This is a genomic window from Bradyrhizobium arachidis (assembly GCF_015291705.1).
Lineage (GTDB): Bacteria > Pseudomonadota > Alphaproteobacteria > Rhizobiales > Xanthobacteraceae > Bradyrhizobium > Bradyrhizobium arachidis.
Genome location: NZ_CP030050.1, coordinates 9,824,747 through 9,840,873, shown reverse-complemented (window position 1 = coordinate 9,840,873; position 16,127 = coordinate 9,824,747). Strand labels below are relative to the sequence as shown.

Below are 16,127 nucleotides of genomic sequence, written 5' to 3'. Positions count from 1 at the left end.
GGTTAGCCGGGAAGGTTCAGGCCGTCACGGCGGGTATCAGTCAACATCCTGCTCAATCTTCATCCTCGGCCTGCGCACGACGTCGCTCCACGACATCGCTCATGTCGTGAAGCACAAGGACCGCGAGGGCCCCCATGCGCTGCCTCTGTTCGGGATTTAGGGTCTTGTAGAGTGGCTGCCACGCCTCGGCGAGTTTATCCAAATCGGCTGATCGTTGAGCCAAGGCCTCCGAGCGTCGTTGCAAGAAGGCGATAGGATCGCGATTGCGCATGGTTTCGACGGCGTTTTGGTCGGCCCGTCTACCCACTGTTTCCGAGATTTTTGCAACACGGGCCTTCCTATCTTCCGCCCTGGCACGAATGGCGCTCTCGACAGGCGGCCAGAGTTTTTCCTGGTCAGGTGTCAGTTGCAATGCGGCCTTGGTCAAATCGATCCGCATGTCCATCAATGTACTCCGGTCCACTGCGTTGAGCTTCTCTGGCGTCGCAGGTGAGGGAGTTTGCGCTCGGGCAATCGACGGTACGGTAAGAAGGAGCGCGGCTGTTCCGATCACTACTACTTTCATCATCGGCGACCTCCTGGGTAAGCGGCCTCCAGCACCACGCCAACAATGGTCGGCAGTGCGATGTCGCATTGATTCAAATCAAGGGACTTGAGGAAAGAATCGTGGCGCGCAGGCAAGTGCGACGACATGTCCGTTCTCGCGCCGGCATTCGGACGAACGAACGTCTACATCAAAGCGTGCGTAAGCAACTGGGCCGCGAAGAGGTAATTGGCGCTGGCGCTTGCTGCCGCGGAATTTGCTCGTCATCGTGCAGGCGCATGGCGTGACGGCGTTCGCGGAGCGGACCTTGATTTGGCTCAAAACCTGTCCTGCATTTGGCTCTTGAATTCCAGGTTGGTACTGAACCACAGCGAGAGGCACAATGATCCGACTATTTGCCATTGTGGGCTTCGCCGTAGCATCTGGTTGGTCGCTGATGTTCATCGCTTGAAAGGATGGAGCATGAAAGCAGCTTCGCTGGGCGTACTCTGGATTGGAATGCTTGCTTCTGCCGAGGTGCTCGCTGCGCCGTGCTCGTCCTATTACATTTCGGAAATCACTCTCGTATCGGCGGTCGACACCGAGGCCGGGCGCGTACAGACGTTTGTCGGATTCGGATCGTCGAAGGAGGAGGCCGAGAACAACGCCCTGGGATCCTGCTCGCACATCCAGCTCGACCTTCAAACATGCCAGGACTCGGATCGCCGCCTAAGTCGCAATGCGCCTTCGGACCAGCCTGACGGCTCGCTTCATCTGAAGTACACGAAGGCGGTGAAGCGCATCACCGGCTGCGACTAGGTGCGTGTCGTGGCGATGGCAGATGACAACGAGCATTTTCCCGAAGTCCGCGGCTTCGGCTCGTTCGATGCAGCTCAAACGCCATGAGCGGGGCGCGTGCTTACCCGGCACTGCCCCAAAAATGGGAAATTGTCGGAAGTACTTGATTTTACTGGCGCACCCGACACGATTCGAACGTGTGACCTTTGCCTTCGGAGGGCAACGCTCTATCCAGCTGAGCTACGGGTGCTAGTGGGGCCTCATTTAGCTGATTGGCGGGGGGCGGGCAACCGCTTCTCGCCGACATCATGTCAGGCCGATTTGCGCCGGATCGGGGCCGGAACTGGCACGCCCGCGCGGCGGAGCCCGGCGAATTCGGCGAGCAGGCGGTCGGCGCCGATGACGCGGTTGCGGCCGAGCCGTTTGGCCGCATAGAGCGCCTCGTCGGCGGCACCCAGCAGCCGGTCCGGGCCGCCGTCGGCTTCGCCCGGAATGTGGCTGGCGACGCCGACGCTCAGGGTGACGTGGTCGCCGGCCCCATTGGCGCCATGGGCGATCGCCAAGGCCATCACCGCGGTGCGGATGTCCTCCGCAACAGTGCAGGCGGCCTCGCCATCCATGTCCGGCAGGATCAGCGCGAATTCTTCCCCGCCATAGCGGCTGGCGAGATCGAGCGGGCGCACGGCATGCCGGCTGACGACCGCAGCGACCGCGCGCAGGCATTCGTCGCCGGTCTGGTGGCCGTGGCGATCGTTGAACAGCTTGAAATGATCGACGTCGGCGAACAGCAGCGCCACCGGCTTCTGCGTCCGCTGGGCGCGGGCCCATTCGCTCATCAGCATCTGGTCGAAGGCGCGGCGGTTCGACAGGCCGGTCAGCCCGTCCTTGGTGGCGAGCTCCTTCAGCGCCGTCTCGGCGCGCTTCTGGTCGGTGAGGTCGCGCAGCGTCTCCACCACCGCGATCAGATGGCCGGCCTCGTCATGGATCGGGCCGGCGTCGATGGCGAGATAGAGCTGGCTGCCGAGCTTGGGCATCACGCACCAGTTCTCCGCGGAAAAGCCAAGCCCGTTATGACCGCGCGCGGCATATTCCGAATAATATTCCGGCAGCTGCTCGGGACGGTCGAGCGCGACGAGGTCGGCAAGGCAGGGCCGCCTGGTCTCGTAGAACGCCTGCCAGTGTCTTGTCGTGCCGATCACCTCGGAGGCGGCAACGCCGGTCAGGCGCTCGCACGCGCGATTCCAGATCACGACGCGGCGTTTGGGGTCGATCACGAAGGTCGGCACCACCAGGTGCTGCATCAGCCGCACGGCATAGGAGTCGGCGACATCGACGATCTTGCGCGATCTTGCCATCAGGCCACCGCCGCCACGCGCACGGCATCGCCCGGGCCGAACAGCTTTCGCACGTCAGCGGCCGGCTTCGGCGCGCTGAACAGATAGCCCTGCATCTCCGTGCAGCCGAGGTTACGCAGCATCTCGCGCTGCGCCTCGGTCTCGACGCCTTCGGCGACCGTGGTCATGTTGCTGGCGGCGGCGATGTTCACCACCGCCTGCACGATCACGGGCGCGCCGCTGGTCTCCGCGATGTCAGCGACGAAGCAGCGGTCGATCTTGATCTTGTCGAACGGGAAGCGCTTGAGATAGCTCAGCGAGGAATAGCCCGTGCCGAAATCGTCGAGCGCGATGCGCACGCCGATCGCGCGCAGCTGGTGCAGGATCGAGAGCGCGGCCTCGTCGTCGCGGATCAGCACGGCCTCGGTGATCTCGAGTTCGAGCCGGCGCGGATCCAGCCCCGACGCGGCGAGCGCGCCGGCGATCCGCAGCGCCAGCGTGTCGCATTTGAGCTGCACCGGCGAGACGTTGACCGCGACGCGCACATGCGCAGGCCAGGTCGCGGCCTCGTTGCAGGCGGTGCGCAGCACCCAGTCGCCGAGCTCGTTGATGAGGCCGGTGTCCTCGGCCACCGGAATGAACTCCGCCGGCGAGACCATGCCGCGCTCGGGATGCCGCCAGCGCAGCAGCGCCTCGCAGCCCGAGACCTCGCCCGAGCGCAGATCGACCAGCGGCTGGTAGTGGATCTCGAAGCCGCCATTCACCAGCGCCCAGCGCAGATCCTGCTCCATGGCGAGGCGCGCCTTGGCGCTCGCGTCCATCTCCGGCTCGAAGAAGCGGTGGGTGCGGCGTCCCTCGGCCTTGGCGCCGTACATCGCAAGGTCGGCGTTCTTGATGAGCTGGTCGAGATCGGCCCCGTCCTGCGGCGCCAGCGCGATCCCGATGCTGGCATCGGTGGAGAGCTGGTGGCCGAGGCAGTGATACGGCTGCCGGATCGCCTCGTAGATCCGCGTCACGAAGGACAGCACGTCCGCAGAGGACTGGATCCCGGTCTGGATCACGGCGAATTCGTCGCCGCCGAGCCGCGCGATCAGATCGTCCTTCTTGAGGCAGCCGCGCAGGCGGGTCGCGATCGCCTTGAGCAGCTCGTCGCCGACATGATGACCGAGCGAATCGTTGATGCCCTTGAATTCGTCGACGTCGATATAGAGCAGCGCGAACTGGCAGCCATCCGCGACCTTGGCCAGCTCGCGTTCGATCTGCTCGCGGAACAGCGTGCGGTTCGGCAGGTCGGTCAGCGCATCGTAATGCGCCATATGCGCGATCTTGTCGTGGGCGCGCCGCCGCTCGGTGACGTCCTCGATGACGCTGATGAGATAGCGCGGCTCGCCGGACTCGTCGCGGATGCCGATCCGCGTCGAGGTGATATAGCGCATCCCCTTGGTCTGGCTCGGCCAGGGATGCTCGTCCTTGAACAATCCGGTGTCGGCGCCTTGCAGCGCCTCGCTGTCGTCCTCGGTGACGCGCCTCGCCGTCTCCTCCGGGTAGACGTCGAGGGGAGTCTTGCCGACGATGGCTTCGCGCGATCGGCCGAACTGCTCCTCGGCGGTCCGGTTGACCAGCAGATATTGCCGCGTCCGGGCGTCCTTCACCGTGATCTGCGAGGGGATATGGTCGATGATCTCGCGCAGGAACGTGTAGTTGCGGTCGCGCTCCTGCTCCAGATTGCGCCGCTCGGTGATCTCCTCGATGGTGGCGACCCATCCGCCTTGCGCGAGCGGGGTGTTGATGACCTGGAAGGCGCGGCCGTTCGGCAAATGATGGGTTCGCGTGGAGACCGTGCCATCGGCCACCACCCGCATCACGTCGGCGCAGAACACCTCGACGTCGCCATCGAACGCGCCGCGCTCCTTGCGGTGACGCATGGCCTCGAGGATGTGGCAGCCGGGCTTGATGACGTCGTGGGACAGGCCGAACATGTCGGCATAGCGGCGGTTGCAGATGACGATGTAGCCGTTCGCGTCGTACAGGATCAGCCCTTGCGACATGTTGTTGAGGGCGGTGTCGAGCCGCTGCCGCTCCGCTTCGATCCGCGCCTGGGCGTCGCGATTCTGCCGGTTGATCTGGCGGATGATCAGATAGAGGATCATCGCGATCACGGCGGCCGAGAGCGTCGCGGTCGTGACCATGAAGCCGGTCTGCTGCCGCCAGTCGGCCAGCGCAGCGCTCATGGTGTTGGTGGCGACGATGACCAGCGGAAAATGGTTCAACGAGGCGGCCGAGCCCAGCCGCTCCTCGCCGTCAACAGGACTCCTGACGCGAAGCGTGTGCTGGCCGCCTTTGGTCAGCACCTTCTGCATCAGCGGTGCCGTCTTGAAGCTCCTGCCGATCAGCTCCTCGACATGCGGATAGCGCGCCAGCATCTTGCCTTCGCGGTCGAACAGCGCAATCGCCGTGCCTTCGGCCAGCGCCACGGATGCGAAATAGTTCTGGTAGGTGTCCGGATCGATGCGGCGGACCATCGCGCCGAAGAAAGTGCCGTCGGTCCCGTGCAGCCGCCGCGCCACGATCGTGGTCCACTTGCCGATGATGAAGCTGCGGACCGACTCCAGGATGACCGGCTCGGACATCGGATCCGACTTGAAGGTCTGGAAATAGGCGCGCGAGGAGACGTTGATCTTGGGCAGCGGCTGGCTTCGCGACCAGTTGATCAACTCGCCGTCGGCATCGTAGATCGCGATGTCGCCGAGATAGGAGACCGAGCTGATCTTGCTGCGCAGCATCTGGTTCGCGGCCGGTCCTGTCATGCGCTCGCGGAACATGGCGGCCGAATTGATCTCCGGCAGGTTCATTTGTCCGATCAGATCGGCGGCGACGACGTCGGAATCTTCGAACTGCTGATCGAAGTGGCGCGCGATCAGCTGCACGGTGTTTTCCAGCTCGCGCTCGCGATTGACGAGGGTCCGCTCGCGGAATTCGCCGATGGCCATGGCGGTCACGGCGAAGATCCCCGCGACCAGCAACACGCCGCACAGGGTCAGCCACAGCACCGGCCCGCGCCGAAGCGCTGCCTCCCAGCCGCCCCGAGCGGCTAGGGACATTCCGGTTGCCATCCCTGTAAAGACCTGGCGCATTCCCCCTCCCTGGAGGGACAGAATTACACCGCACAAATGGGGTAAACCTTAGGAAAGCCAGTTACCTAAGCATTAATCCGGTTGCGCGGACGCGCTCCCATGCAGCGGTACGGGAATCACGCCGCGGTTGTGCAACGCGCGCAGCAACCGCTGCGCTGCATCATTAATCGTAGCTTAATGCGAGGCGCCCGTGCTCTTGTCGCTGCCGCCATTGCGGAGACGTCCGACCACGCCGGTCGGGAAGAAATAGACGCTGGCGATGAACAGCAGCCCGAGCCACAACAGCCAGCGGTCCGGATGCAACAGCCCCGGCAGCAGCGGCAGGCCGGCTTCGCTCGCCGCCTTGGAGGCAACGCCCATCAGCGATTGCAGGTAGTTCTGCGCAAGGATGAAGATGGTGGCGCCGATGATCGCGCCGTAGATCGTGCCCATGCCGCCGATCACGACCATCAGCAGGATATCCAGCATGATGGAGAAGCTGAGCGAGGTGTCGGGGCCGGCATAGCGCAGCCACAGCGCGTTCAAGATGCCGGCGCCGGCAGCAACCAGCGCCGCGAGGCAATTGGCGTAGGTGAGGTGGAAGACGGTGCGGAAGCCGAGCGCCTCGGCGCGGAAACGATTCTCGCGGATCGCCTGCAGCACGCGCCCGAACGGCGAGTTCACCACCCGCAGCAGCGCAAGGATCATCAGCGCCGAGATCGCGAACACCAGGTAGAAGGTCAGGGTGCGGCCGTTGATCTCGAAGCCGAACAGGTTTTTCGAGATCAGCACCGTGCCAGGACGCAGCAGCTCGGGCAATTGAAAGCTGCGCCCGTCCTCGCCGCCGGTCAGCCAGGACAGTTGCGAGGCCAGCACCTGGAAGGCGGAGGCGACCGCGAGCGTGATCATGGCAAAGAAGATCGCGGCCACCCGCAGCGAGAACAGGCCGATCGCGAGCGCCAGCAGCGCGGCGAGCGGCAGGCCGACGACGATGCCGGTTGCGACCGCCGCCCAGTTCGGGCCCATGCCGTACAGCGCGATCGCGATGGCGTAGCTGCCGATGCCGTAGAACATGGTGTGGGCGAACGACACCGAGCCGGTATAGCCGAGCAGCAGATCGTAGGAGGCGACCAGCGCGGCGAAGACGCAGATTTTTGCTGCGACATTCAGCGCCTTGGCCCCCGGGAACAGGAATGGCGTCGCCGCCAGCGCCAGGATGATGACGACGAGGAGGAGGGTGAGCACGCGGCTCCGCGGCGGATCGCCGGAAAGGATCATCATCGGCTGGTCACCGCATAGAGGCCGCGCGGCCGCCACATCAGAATGGCGACCATCAGTAGGATGTTGGAGACGAGGGCGAGTTTCGGCACCAGGAAGCCGCCGTAATTGGCGACCATCGCAACCAAAATCGCGCCGATGAAGCAGCCGCCGATCGACCCTAAACCCCCGATGATGACCACGATGAAGATCAGGACGGTGAGGTCGTCGCTCATGGAGGCGTGGACCTGCTCGCGGTAGAGCGCCCACATCACGCCGCCGAGGCCGGCCAGCGCCGAGCCCGTCATGAACACGCCGAGGAACAGGCGGCGGATGCGATAGCCGAGCGCCTCGACCATCTCGCGGTTCTCGACGCCGGCGCGGATCAGGAGGCCGAGCTTGGTGCGGTTGAGCACGAGCTGGATCGCGATGAAGACGGCAAGGCCAATCAGCATTGCCAGCACGCGGTATTTGGCAATCGCGACGTCACCGAGGATGAAGGAGCCGCGCAGCGAGGCCGGCAGCGGCATCGGGATGATCTGCGGGCCCCAAAGGGCATAAAGCGTCTGCTCGGCGACGATCAGGCCGCCGGTCGTCATCAGAATCTGCTTCAGATGCTGGCCGTAGACTGGCAGGATCAGCACGCGTTCGACGATCAGGCCGAGCGCGCCGGAGACCGCCATGGACAGCAGCGCGGCTGGGGCCAGCACTGCAAGGTTCATCCAGAGCGAATCCGCCTGGATGGAGGCCGCGAACGGTGCCAGCACCAGCGTTGCGACATAGGCGCCGACGGCGATGAAGGCGCCATGGCCGAAATTGAGCACGTCCATCAGGCCGAAAACGAGAGTAAGCCCGGAGGCCATGATGAAGATCATCATGCCCATGGCGAGGCTCGCCGCGGTCAAGGTCAGCCAGGACGAGGTCGATCCGATCAGCGGGATCATCAGGAGCGCGAGCGCGATCGGCAGCAGGATCGGCGCTAGGTCGCGCTTCGGCTTCGGCAGCGGATCGGTTGCGGCAAGGTCAGTCACTGATGCGCCTCCAGGCTCAGGCCGAGCAGCCGCTCTTGCAGCGGCACGTCGGCGGCGAGCGCCGCCATCTCGCCGCGGTGGACGATGGTGCCGTTGTCCATCACCAGCACATTGTCGCCCAGCTCGCGGGCGGCGAAGAAATTCTGTTCGACGAGAAGAATCGTCGCGCCCTTGCGCTTGATCTCTTTCAGGCACTCGATCAGCGCCATCACGATGGCGGGCGCGAGGCCCTTGGTCGGCTCGTCGATCAAGAGCAGCTTGCGCGGCTCGATGATCGCGCGTGCGATGGACAACATTTGTTTTTGTCCGCCCGAGAGACTTCCCGCCCGCGACAGCCAGAAGCGGCGCAGCGCCGGAAAGAAGCCAAAGATCCATTCCAGTTGCCTGTCATCCAGCGGCGCGTCACGCGCTGCGAGGACGAGATTTTCCTTCACCGTGAGGTCGGAGAACACCGCCATGCTCTCGGGCACGTAGCCGACGCCGAGCCGGGCGATGTCGGGCGTCGCGCGGCTTTCGATGCGCTCGCCGGCGAGGGTAATCTCGCCGGAGGAGGCCTGCCACAGGCCCATGATGGTGCGCAGCGTCGTGGTCTTACCGGCGCCGTTGCGGCCGAGCAGCATCGTGACCTGTCCTTGCGGGACGGCGAGATCGATGCCCTGGAGGATGTGGTAGCGCCCGATATGGGTATGCACGCCGGAGAGTTTTAAGAGGTCGGTCATGCAGCACTCTTCGGGGCGACGCCGAGATAGGCTTCCTGCACGATCGGCGAGGCGATCACCTCGGCCGGCGGGCCATCGGCGACGAGCTGGCCGTTATGCAGCACGATGATGCGGTCGGCGAGCGAGCGCACCACGTCCATCTTGTGCTCGACGAGGAGAATGATCTTGCTCTTGTCCTGCTTCAGCTGCGCAATCAAGTTCAGCACGACAGGCACCTCGTCGATGCTCATGCCCGCGGTCGGCTCGTCGAACATGAACACTTTCGGCTCCAGCGCGATCATCAGGGCGACCTCGAGCTTGCGCTGGTCGCCATGCGATAGCGCGGTCGCGGCGACGCCGCGGCGATTGCCGAGCGCGACCTGGTCGAGGATGCCGTCGGCGCGTGCGATCAGGTCACGGCGGACCATCCAGGGCCGCAGCATGTCGTAATGCGTGCCGTTCGCGGCTTGCACGGCGAGGCGGACGTTCTCTTCCACCGTCAGGTTCGGGAACAGGTTGGTCAGCTGGAAGGCACGGCCGAGGCCCGCGCGCGTGCGCAAGGGCGCAGAATGCTGGGTGATGTCGGTGCCGCCAAACAGGATGCTGCCGCTGGAGGCGCGAAGCTGGCCCGAGATCAGATTGAAATAGGTGGTCTTGCCGGCGCCGTTCGGCCCGACGATGGCGGTCAGCTCGCCCGGGCGGAACGTGCAGGTGACGTTGTTGACCGCGACATGGCCGCCGAAGCGAATGGTGAGGTCGCGGGTTTCGAGGGTGAGAGACATCAGGAATTTCGATCGGATTTGGATGAAGGTCTATCCACGATCACAGTGGGCTCCCTCCCCCGCTTGCGGGGGAGGGGCGGGGAGAGGGTGTTTCCGCAGGCGAGAACCCCCAAGAGGAGAAAGCCCTCACCCGGATCGCATCTAAGGATGCGATCCGACCTCTCCCGCAAGCGGGAGAGGTGAGAGAGCTCAGCGCTTGTTCTTCACCGGAACGTCCATGTCCTCGATCTTCAACTCGCGCACCGGCTCGAGCACGGCCCAGGCGACGTTCGGATCGACCTTGACCTTGAAGTGATACATGCTCTGCAGCGCCTGATGGTCCTCTTTCCGGAACACCATCTTGCCCTTCGGCGTGTCGAACTCCATGCCTTCCATCGCGGTGATCAGCTTCTCGGTGTCGGTCGACTTCGCCTTGGTGACGGCGGCGACGACGGACATCGCCGCGGCAAAGCCGCCCGCGGTGAAGAAGTCCGGCGGCGCGTTGAAGCGCTTCTGGTGCTCGGCAACGAACCAGTCGTTCACCGGGTTCTTCGGGATGTCGTAGTAGTAATAGGTGGCGCCTTCCATGCCGGGCAGGCCCTTATAGGCGGCGAGCGCCGGCAGGATGTTGCCGCCGGTGGAGAGCTCGATGCCGTAGCGCTTCGGGTCCATGTCCTGGAGCTTTGCCAGCGGATTGCCGGCGCCGGCCCAGATCACCCAGATCACCTTGCGGCCCGGCTTGTCCTTCAGCGCATCGAACAGGCGCTGGCCGACCGCGGTGAAGTCCGTGGTCGAGGTCGGGGCATATTCTTCGGCGGCGAGCGTCGCGCCGGTCTTGGCCAGCGCTTCCTTGAAGGCGGCGACGCCGTCGCGGCCGAAGGCGTAGTCCTGCGCCAGCGTCGCAACGGTGACGCCCTGCTTGCCGATCGCGACCGCGTTCGAGATCGCGTCCTGCGAGGAGTTGCGGGCGGTGCGGAAGATGTAGCGATTCCACTTCTCGCCGGTAATCTGGTCCGCGACCGCGGGCTCGACGATCAGGATCTTCTTGTTCTCCTCGGCGACGGGGAGAATGGCGAGCGCGGCGGCCGACGAGGTCGTGCCGATCGCGATGTCGGCCTTGTCGTCCTGATAGGCTTCCGCGAGCGCGGCCTTGGACAGGTCCGGCTTGCCCTGGTCGTCCTTGGTGATGACGACGATCTTGCGGCCGTCGATCGTCATGGTGCCCTTGGTGGCGTATTCAAAACCCATCTGCAGGCCGGTCTCGGTCTGCTTGGCATAGGCCTCGAGCGGGCCGGTCTTGCCGTAGATCAGCGCGACCTTGAGATCATCGGCCTGCGCGGAGGCACTCGCGGCGAGGGCGAGAATGGTTGTTGTTATGATGAGCGATCGACGCACGATGGTCCCTCCTGATTCAAAGTTTCTCGGCAACAGCGATTTGCACAAGCTTGCGAACATTGCAATTGCACCTTCCGGCGAAGCGCGTCGACATGCGGGCCTGCATCATTTTTGAGCCTGCCGCAGGGCGTGGGATGCGCCGGCCGCGGCAGCTCCCTCGACTTGACGCCAGTCCGACTGCGCCTCGTCCGCGCTTTCGAAAATATGCGGCGCAACGCCGCGCCGCTCCAGCGCTTCGCCGAGCTTGATGCGCAGGAACCCCGATGTGGTGTAGCGCGACACGCCGGAATAGAAGCGATCGACCAGGCTGCGGACCATGGCCGAATAATCGTCCATCAGCTCCGGCAGGATGGAAAAGTTGTCATAATTGACGATGGCGTAGACCCGGCGGCCGAGCGGGGCGAGCCTCGCCTCGACGATGGCGGCGATGGTGTCGATCTCGGCCCGGCTGCGCAGCGGATAGCGTTCCAGATTAACGAAGAACAGGTTCTGCTGCTCGTCCAGCGAGAAGCGCTGGTCGAGCGGGATGGTGAGCAGTCGCTCGCGCAGCTCCATCAGGCCGTCGCGGAAGATGCGCTCGTCCATCAGCATGGGATCGCGCGGGATCAGCGGCTTGAAATCCATCAGGTGCAGGATGTCGCGCTCGATGTCGATGCCCGGCGCGACCTCGGTGAGCTCGAGCCCGTCGGGGCGCAGCACGAAGACGCAGCGCTCGGTGACATAGAGCACGCGCTGCCCGCGTGCCGCCGAGACGGCGCCGCTGAAGGTCACGTGCTCGACATGGTCGACGAATTTGCGCGAGCTGGCTTCCTCGAGGATCGACAGCCTGCCGTCGTTCACCGCAATGCGCTGCCGGCCCGCACCGAAGGTGCCGACGAAGACGACCTCCTTGGCGTTTTGGCTGATGTTGATGAAGCCGCCGGCACCCGCGAGCTTCGGGCCGAACTTGCTGACATTGAGGTTGCCTGCGCGGTCAACCTGGGCGAGGCCGAGGAAGGCCGCATCGAGACCACCGCCGTCGTAGAAGTCGAACTGGTAAGGCTGGTCGATCACCGCCTGGGTGTTGATCGCCGCGCCGAAATCGATGCCGCTCGCCGGGATGCCGCCGATCACGCCGGGCTCCGCCGTCAGCGTGATCAGATCGATGATCCGCTCTTCATTGGCGACCGAGGCGATTCCCTCCGGCATGCCGATGCCGAGATTGACGACGCTGTTGGCCTTCAGCTCGAGCGCCGCGCGCCGTGCGATGACCTTGCGCTCGCTGACCGGCATCACCGGCAGCGAAGCGGCGCGGACGCGGATCTCGCTCGAATAGGCCGGATTGTAGGGCGTGCCGAACGTCTGCCAATGATTCTCAGGTTTCGCCACGACGACGCAGTCGACGAGGATGCCGGGGATCTTGACCTGGCGCGGATTGAGGCTGCCGCTCTCGGCGACGCGCTCGACCTGGGCGATGACGATGCCGCCGGAATTATGCGCCGCCATGGCGATGGCGAGCGCTTCCAGCGTCAGCGCCTCTTTCTCCATGGTGAGGTTGCCGTCGGCATCGCCGGTGGTGGCGCGAATGATGCCGACGTCGATTGGAAATGTCTTATACAGCAGGCAGTCCTCGTCGCCGATCCGGATCAGCTCGACCAGCTCTTCGGTGGTGCGCGCATTGAGCTTGCCGCCGCCGTGCCGGGGGTCGACGAAGGTGCCCATGCCGACGCGGGTGATGTGGCCGGGCCGGTGGGCGGCGATGTCGCGGAACAGATGCGTGATCACGCCCTGCGGCAGGTTATAGGCCTCGATCTGGTTTGCGATCGCGAGCTGCTGCAATTTCGGCGCAAGCCCCCAATGGCCGCCGATCACGCGCCGGACCAGGCCCTCATGCGCGAAATGATTGAGGCCGCGATGCTGGCCGTCGCCCTGGCCCGCCGCATAGACCAGCGTCAGATTGCGCGGCTTGCCTTGCGTATAGGGCGCATCGCCCTCATTGGAGAGATAGAGCTCCTCCAGCGCGATCGCGATCTCCTCGGCAAAGCCGATGCCGACGAAGCCGCCGGTCGCCACGGTATCGCCGTCGCGGATCAGCATGACCGCTTCCGCTGCACTGACGACCTTGCCCTTCTCGGCGTTGCGCAAATAGGGCAAGGCAGGATGCTGGCTCATGGCATTCCCTCCCATGTCTGTTGCGGACTGCATGCCCGTTCTTCTCGCTTGGCTCTATTGGTATCGCGTGGAGCGGCTGGCGACCAGCCGCTCCGGCGTCGCGGGGCAGCCCATTCAGGACTGAGGCGTCTTGCGCGTTTCGGTGGCGAAATAGACCGACACGACGGTAATGATCGCCAGCGCAATCATGTAGAGCGAGATCGGCCAGGTCGCCGGCGCGTAGGCCGTCATCAATCCCGTCGCGATCAGCGGCGACAATGCGCCGGCGAAGATCGAGGCGAGATTGTAGCCGAGCGAGACGCCGCTATAGCGCACCTTGGTGCCGAACAGCTCCGACAGGAAGCTCGCCTGCGGCCCATACATCGCGGCATGGCCGACGGCGAGGCCGAGCACGATCGCGATCCAGGCATATTGCGGGTTCTTGGTCGCAAGCAGCATGAACAGCGGGAACGACATCAGCGCCGAGAACACCGCGCCGAAGATATAGACCGGCCGCCGCCCGACGCGGTCGGAGAGCGCGCCGAAGGCGGGGATGGTGAAGGTCTCGATCGCGGCGCCGATCAGGACGCCGTTGAGCATGTCCTGCTTGTTCATGCCGAGCGATTGCGTCGCGTAGGCGAGCACGAAGGTGGCGTAGATGTAGAAGAAGCCGTTCTCGGCAAAGCGCGCGCCCATCGCGAGCAGGATGTTCTTCGGGTACATCCGGATCGCCTCCAGGATCGGCATCTTCACCTCCTGCTTGGTGTCCTTGACCTTCTGGAACTCCGGCGATTCCGCGATGGTGAAGCGGATCCACAGGCCGACCAGCACCAGCGCGATCGAGAACAGGAACGGGATGCGCCAGCCCCAGGCATAGAGCTGGGCGTCGGTCAGCAGCGCCGAGACCACCGAGAACACCAGCGTGCCGAGCACGAGGCCGAGCGGCGCCCCGAGCTGTGGCCAGCTGCCGTAAAAACCCTTCTTGTCCGCGGGCGCATGCTCGACCGCCATCAGCACCGCGCCGCCCCATTCGCCCCCTAAGCCAAAGCCCTGGACCAGGCGGCACGTCACCAGCAGGATCGCGGCCCAGATGCCCGCGGTCTCATAGGTCGGCAGGAAGCCGATCGCCGCGGTCGCCGCGCCCATGATCAGCAGCGTCAGATAGAGCATGGTCTTGCGGCCGATCTTGTCGCCGTAATGCCCGAACACGACGCCGCCGAGCGGGCGCGCGATGAAGCCAAGCGCGTAGGTCGCGAACGCCAGCAGCGTTCCCATCATCGGGTCGAAGGTCGGAAAGAACAGCTTGTTGAAGATCAGCGCGGCGGCGGTGCCGTAGAGGAAGAAGTCGTACCACTCGATGGCCGTGCCGATCAGGCTCGCGGTGGCGACCGTGACGTGCGAGGGCTGTTTCGCCTGAAGCTGATGAACTGAGATCGCTTCACTCATCTTGCGTCCTCCCTGGTTTTGCGAATGCGCATGTGCGGCATGCGTCATTGTGCAAAGCAAAGAGCAAGCGCCGCGCCAGATGCCGCGGACCTGGGCAAAATGCCGGAAAATCCAGCAGATTCAGCGTCCGCGCCGGAATGGAGGTGCAAATCGCCGTGTCCGGAATCCGAGACTCCGGACACTCCAAGTCTCGAAACTCAGACGGAGGCGGGACCCGAGGCGAGGCCGAACTTGGCGAGCTTCTTGTAGAAGGTCGCGCGCGAGATCCGCAGCATCCGCGCGGCCTCGGCGATCTGGCCGTTGCTGGCGGCGAGCGCCTGTTCGAGCGTGTGCTTCTCGAACTCGGCCTCGGCTTCGGCATAGGGCACCACTGCTCCGGCCGGGCGCGAAGGCGCCGCGACCCTGACCTCGGCGCCGACGGGAAGGATGCGCGCGACGTCGTCGCCGGTCAGCCGTCCGGAATCGCTCAGGATCAGCGCGCGCTCCAGGATATTGCGGAGCTCGCGGACATTGCCGGGCCAGTCGTAGCGCGCCAGCGCCGCGAGCGCGCTCGGCGTGATCCTGGCGTTGACGTAGTCGCCGGATGCGCTGATGTCCTCGAGCAGCCGGGCGCAGATATCGGGGAGATCGTCCAGGCAGTCCCGCAGCGGCGGCAGGTCGATCGAGAGCACGTTGAGGCGGTAATAGAGATCGGGCCGGAACGCGCCGTCGCTGACGCGCTTGCGCAGATCGACATTGGTGGCGGCGACGACGCGCACATCGACCTTGGAGATCTTGTCCGAGCCGAGCGGCTCGATCTCGCGCTCCTGCAGCACGCGCAAGAGCTTGGCCTGCAATTGCAGCGGCATCTCGCCGATCTCGTCGAGGAACAGCGTGCCGCCGTCGGCAATGCGGAATTTTCCCTCGCGCCCCCTGCGGTCGGCGCCGGTATAGGCGCCCGGCGCGGTGCCGAAGAACTCCGATTCGATCAGCGTGTCGGGCACGGCCGCGACATTGACGCTGACGAACGGCTTCTCGGCGCGCGAGGAGGCATTGTGGATGGCCTGCGCCAGCATCTCCTTGCCGGTTCCGGTCTCGCCGGTGAGCAGCACGGTCACGCTCTGGCGCGCGGCGCGGCTTGCAAGCTGCTTGGCCTGCGCGATGGCCGGCGTGGTGCCGACGAAATCGGCGAAGGTGAAGCGCGCCGCGCGGGCGTTGGACAATTGCCGCCGCGCCAGCCGCAGATCGCTCTCGAGCTGGGCGACGCGGGCGAGCAGGGGCTTGAGGCTTTCGAGATGGTCGTAGAGCACGAACCCGATCGCGCCGATCAGCTTGCCGTTCTCGTCCTCGATCGGCATGCGGGTGACGACCAGCTGCTCGCCGCCGAGCTCCATGATGTCGAGCAGGATCGGCTCGCCGGTCTCGGCCACCTTCCGCATCAGGCTGTTCGGAATGACCTCCTCGATCGGCCGTCCCATCGCCTCGGATGTGTGCTTGAGGCCGAGCGCCGCAAGATATTTCTCGTTGACGTAGACCACCCGCCCGCCGCGATCGATCGCGATCGCGCCCTCGCAGAGCTTCTCCAGCCGCTCGAACAGCGTCTCCATCGCGCGCGCGCGAAGATAGGCGGGATCGCTGACGGAGGATGAGGTGGACATGACA

12 protein-coding genes and 1 tRNA gene are annotated in these 16,127 nt (G+C 64.8%); 1 reads left to right on the top strand and 12 read right to left on the bottom strand.

The genetic code is table 11. The features are described 5' to 3' along the window. Window positions 1–52 precede the first annotated feature (52 nt). Window positions 53–568: a Spy/CpxP family protein refolding chaperone gene (locus WN72_RS46340; RefSeq protein WP_027563992.1), complete on the bottom strand. Its 516-nt coding sequence runs from the start codon at window positions 566–568 to the stop codon at window positions 53–55. A gap of 438 nt (window positions 569–1,006) precedes the next feature. Between WN72_RS46340 and WN72_RS46335 the strand changes: the two genes are divergently transcribed. Continuing rightward, window positions 1,007–1,342, top strand: a complete 336-nt coding sequence (locus WN72_RS46335; RefSeq protein ID WP_143130514.1) for a hypothetical protein — start codon at window positions 1,007–1,009, stop codon at window positions 1,340–1,342. Window positions 1,343–1,494: 152 nt separating this feature from the next. Here the strand turns inward: WN72_RS46335 and WN72_RS46330 are convergent. The 11 genes from WN72_RS46330 to WN72_RS46280 form a co-directional block, all read right to left on the bottom strand. After that, window positions 1,495–1,571, bottom strand: a tRNA-Arg gene (locus tag WN72_RS46330). A gap of 61 nt (window positions 1,572–1,632) precedes the next feature. Further along, the gene (locus WN72_RS46325; RefSeq protein WP_092211862.1) at window positions 1,633–2,676 is read right to left on the bottom strand and encodes a sensor domain-containing diguanylate cyclase; all 1,044 of its coding nucleotides are present in this window, start codon (window positions 2,674–2,676) and stop codon (window positions 1,633–1,635) included. Beyond that, complete coding sequence (locus WN72_RS46320) at window positions 2,676–5,789, bottom strand: bifunctional diguanylate cyclase/phosphodiesterase (RefSeq protein ID WP_167380565.1); 3,114 nt, start codon at window positions 5,787–5,789, stop codon at window positions 2,676–2,678. Before WN72_RS46320 ends, WN72_RS46325 begins: the two co-directional genes overlap by 1 nt. Before the next feature lie 174 nt (window positions 5,790–5,963). Further along, on the bottom strand, window positions 5,964–7,049 hold the full coding sequence (locus WN72_RS46315; RefSeq protein ID WP_194482969.1) for a branched-chain amino acid ABC transporter permease: 1,086 nt from the start codon (window positions 7,047–7,049) through the stop codon (window positions 5,964–5,966). Continuing rightward, window positions 7,046–8,056 carry a branched-chain amino acid ABC transporter permease gene (locus tag WN72_RS46310; protein WP_092211866.1) on the bottom strand — a complete coding sequence of 337 codons (1,011 nt, stop codon included), beginning with the start codon at window positions 8,054–8,056 and terminating at the stop codon, window positions 7,046–7,048. Before WN72_RS46310 ends, WN72_RS46315 begins: the two co-directional genes overlap by 4 nt. Further along, entirely contained in the window at window positions 8,053–8,775 is a 723-nt protein-coding gene (locus WN72_RS46305) for an ABC transporter ATP-binding protein (RefSeq protein WP_027563998.1), read from the bottom strand. Before WN72_RS46305 ends, WN72_RS46310 begins: the two co-directional genes overlap by 4 nt. Beyond that, window positions 8,772–9,536: an ABC transporter ATP-binding protein gene (locus WN72_RS46300; protein ID WP_027563999.1), complete on the bottom strand. Its 765-nt coding sequence runs from the start codon at window positions 9,534–9,536 to the stop codon at window positions 8,772–8,774. Before WN72_RS46300 ends, WN72_RS46305 begins: the two co-directional genes overlap by 4 nt. 189 nt (window positions 9,537–9,725) lie before the next feature. After that, window positions 9,726–10,910, bottom strand: a complete 1,185-nt coding sequence (locus tag WN72_RS46295) for a substrate-binding domain-containing protein (protein ID WP_027564000.1) — start codon at window positions 10,908–10,910, stop codon at window positions 9,726–9,728. Window positions 10,911–11,015: 105 nt separating this feature from the next. Next, on the bottom strand, window positions 11,016–13,061 hold the full coding sequence (locus WN72_RS46290) for an acyl CoA:acetate/3-ketoacid CoA transferase (RefSeq protein ID WP_092211870.1): 2,046 nt from the start codon (window positions 13,059–13,061) through the stop codon (window positions 11,016–11,018). A gap of 114 nt (window positions 13,062–13,175) precedes the next feature. Then, entirely contained in the window at window positions 13,176–14,486 is a 1,311-nt protein-coding gene (locus WN72_RS46285; protein ID WP_167380566.1) for an MFS transporter, read from the bottom strand. A gap of 197 nt (window positions 14,487–14,683) precedes the next feature. Further along, a complete protein-coding gene (locus WN72_RS46280) occupies window positions 14,684–16,123 on the bottom strand; it encodes a sigma-54 interaction domain-containing protein (RefSeq protein ID WP_092211874.1) in 1,440 nt (479 codons plus the stop codon). Window positions 16,124–16,127 lie beyond the last annotated feature (4 nt).

Excerpts from the sequence above, each read along its gene's own strand:
- WN72_RS46285 (WP_167380566.1), bottom strand. The coding sequence starts at position 14,486 with ATGAGTGAAGCGATCTCAGTTCATCAGCTTCAGGCGAAACAGCCCTCG.
- WN72_RS46320 (WP_167380565.1), bottom strand. The coding sequence starts at position 5,789 with ATGCGCCAGGTCTTTACAGGGATGGCAACCGGAATGTCCCTAGCCGCT.
- WN72_RS46325 (WP_092211862.1), bottom strand. The coding sequence starts at position 2,676 with ATGGCAAGATCGCGCAAGATCGTCGATGTCGCCGACTCCTATGCCGTG.
- WN72_RS46340 (WP_027563992.1), bottom strand. The coding sequence starts at position 568 with ATGATGAAAGTAGTAGTGATCGGAACAGCCGCGCTCCTTCTTACCGTA.
- WN72_RS46280 (WP_092211874.1), bottom strand. The coding sequence starts at position 16,123 with ATGTCCACCTCATCCTCCGTCAGCGATCCCGCCTATCTTCGCGCGCGC.
- WN72_RS46315 (WP_194482969.1), bottom strand. The coding sequence starts at position 7,049 with ATGATGATCCTTTCCGGCGATCCGCCGCGGAGCCGCGTGCTCACCCTC.
- WN72_RS46335 (WP_143130514.1), top strand. The coding sequence starts at position 1,007 with ATGAAAGCAGCTTCGCTGGGCGTACTCTGGATTGGAATGCTTGCTTCT.
- WN72_RS46305 (WP_027563998.1), bottom strand. The coding sequence starts at position 8,775 with ATGACCGACCTCTTAAAACTCTCCGGCGTGCATACCCATATCGGGCGC.
- WN72_RS46290 (WP_092211870.1), bottom strand. The coding sequence starts at position 13,061 with ATGAGCCAGCATCCTGCCTTGCCCTATTTGCGCAACGCCGAGAAGGGC.
- WN72_RS46300 (WP_027563999.1), bottom strand. The coding sequence starts at position 9,536 with ATGTCTCTCACCCTCGAAACCCGCGACCTCACCATTCGCTTCGGCGGC.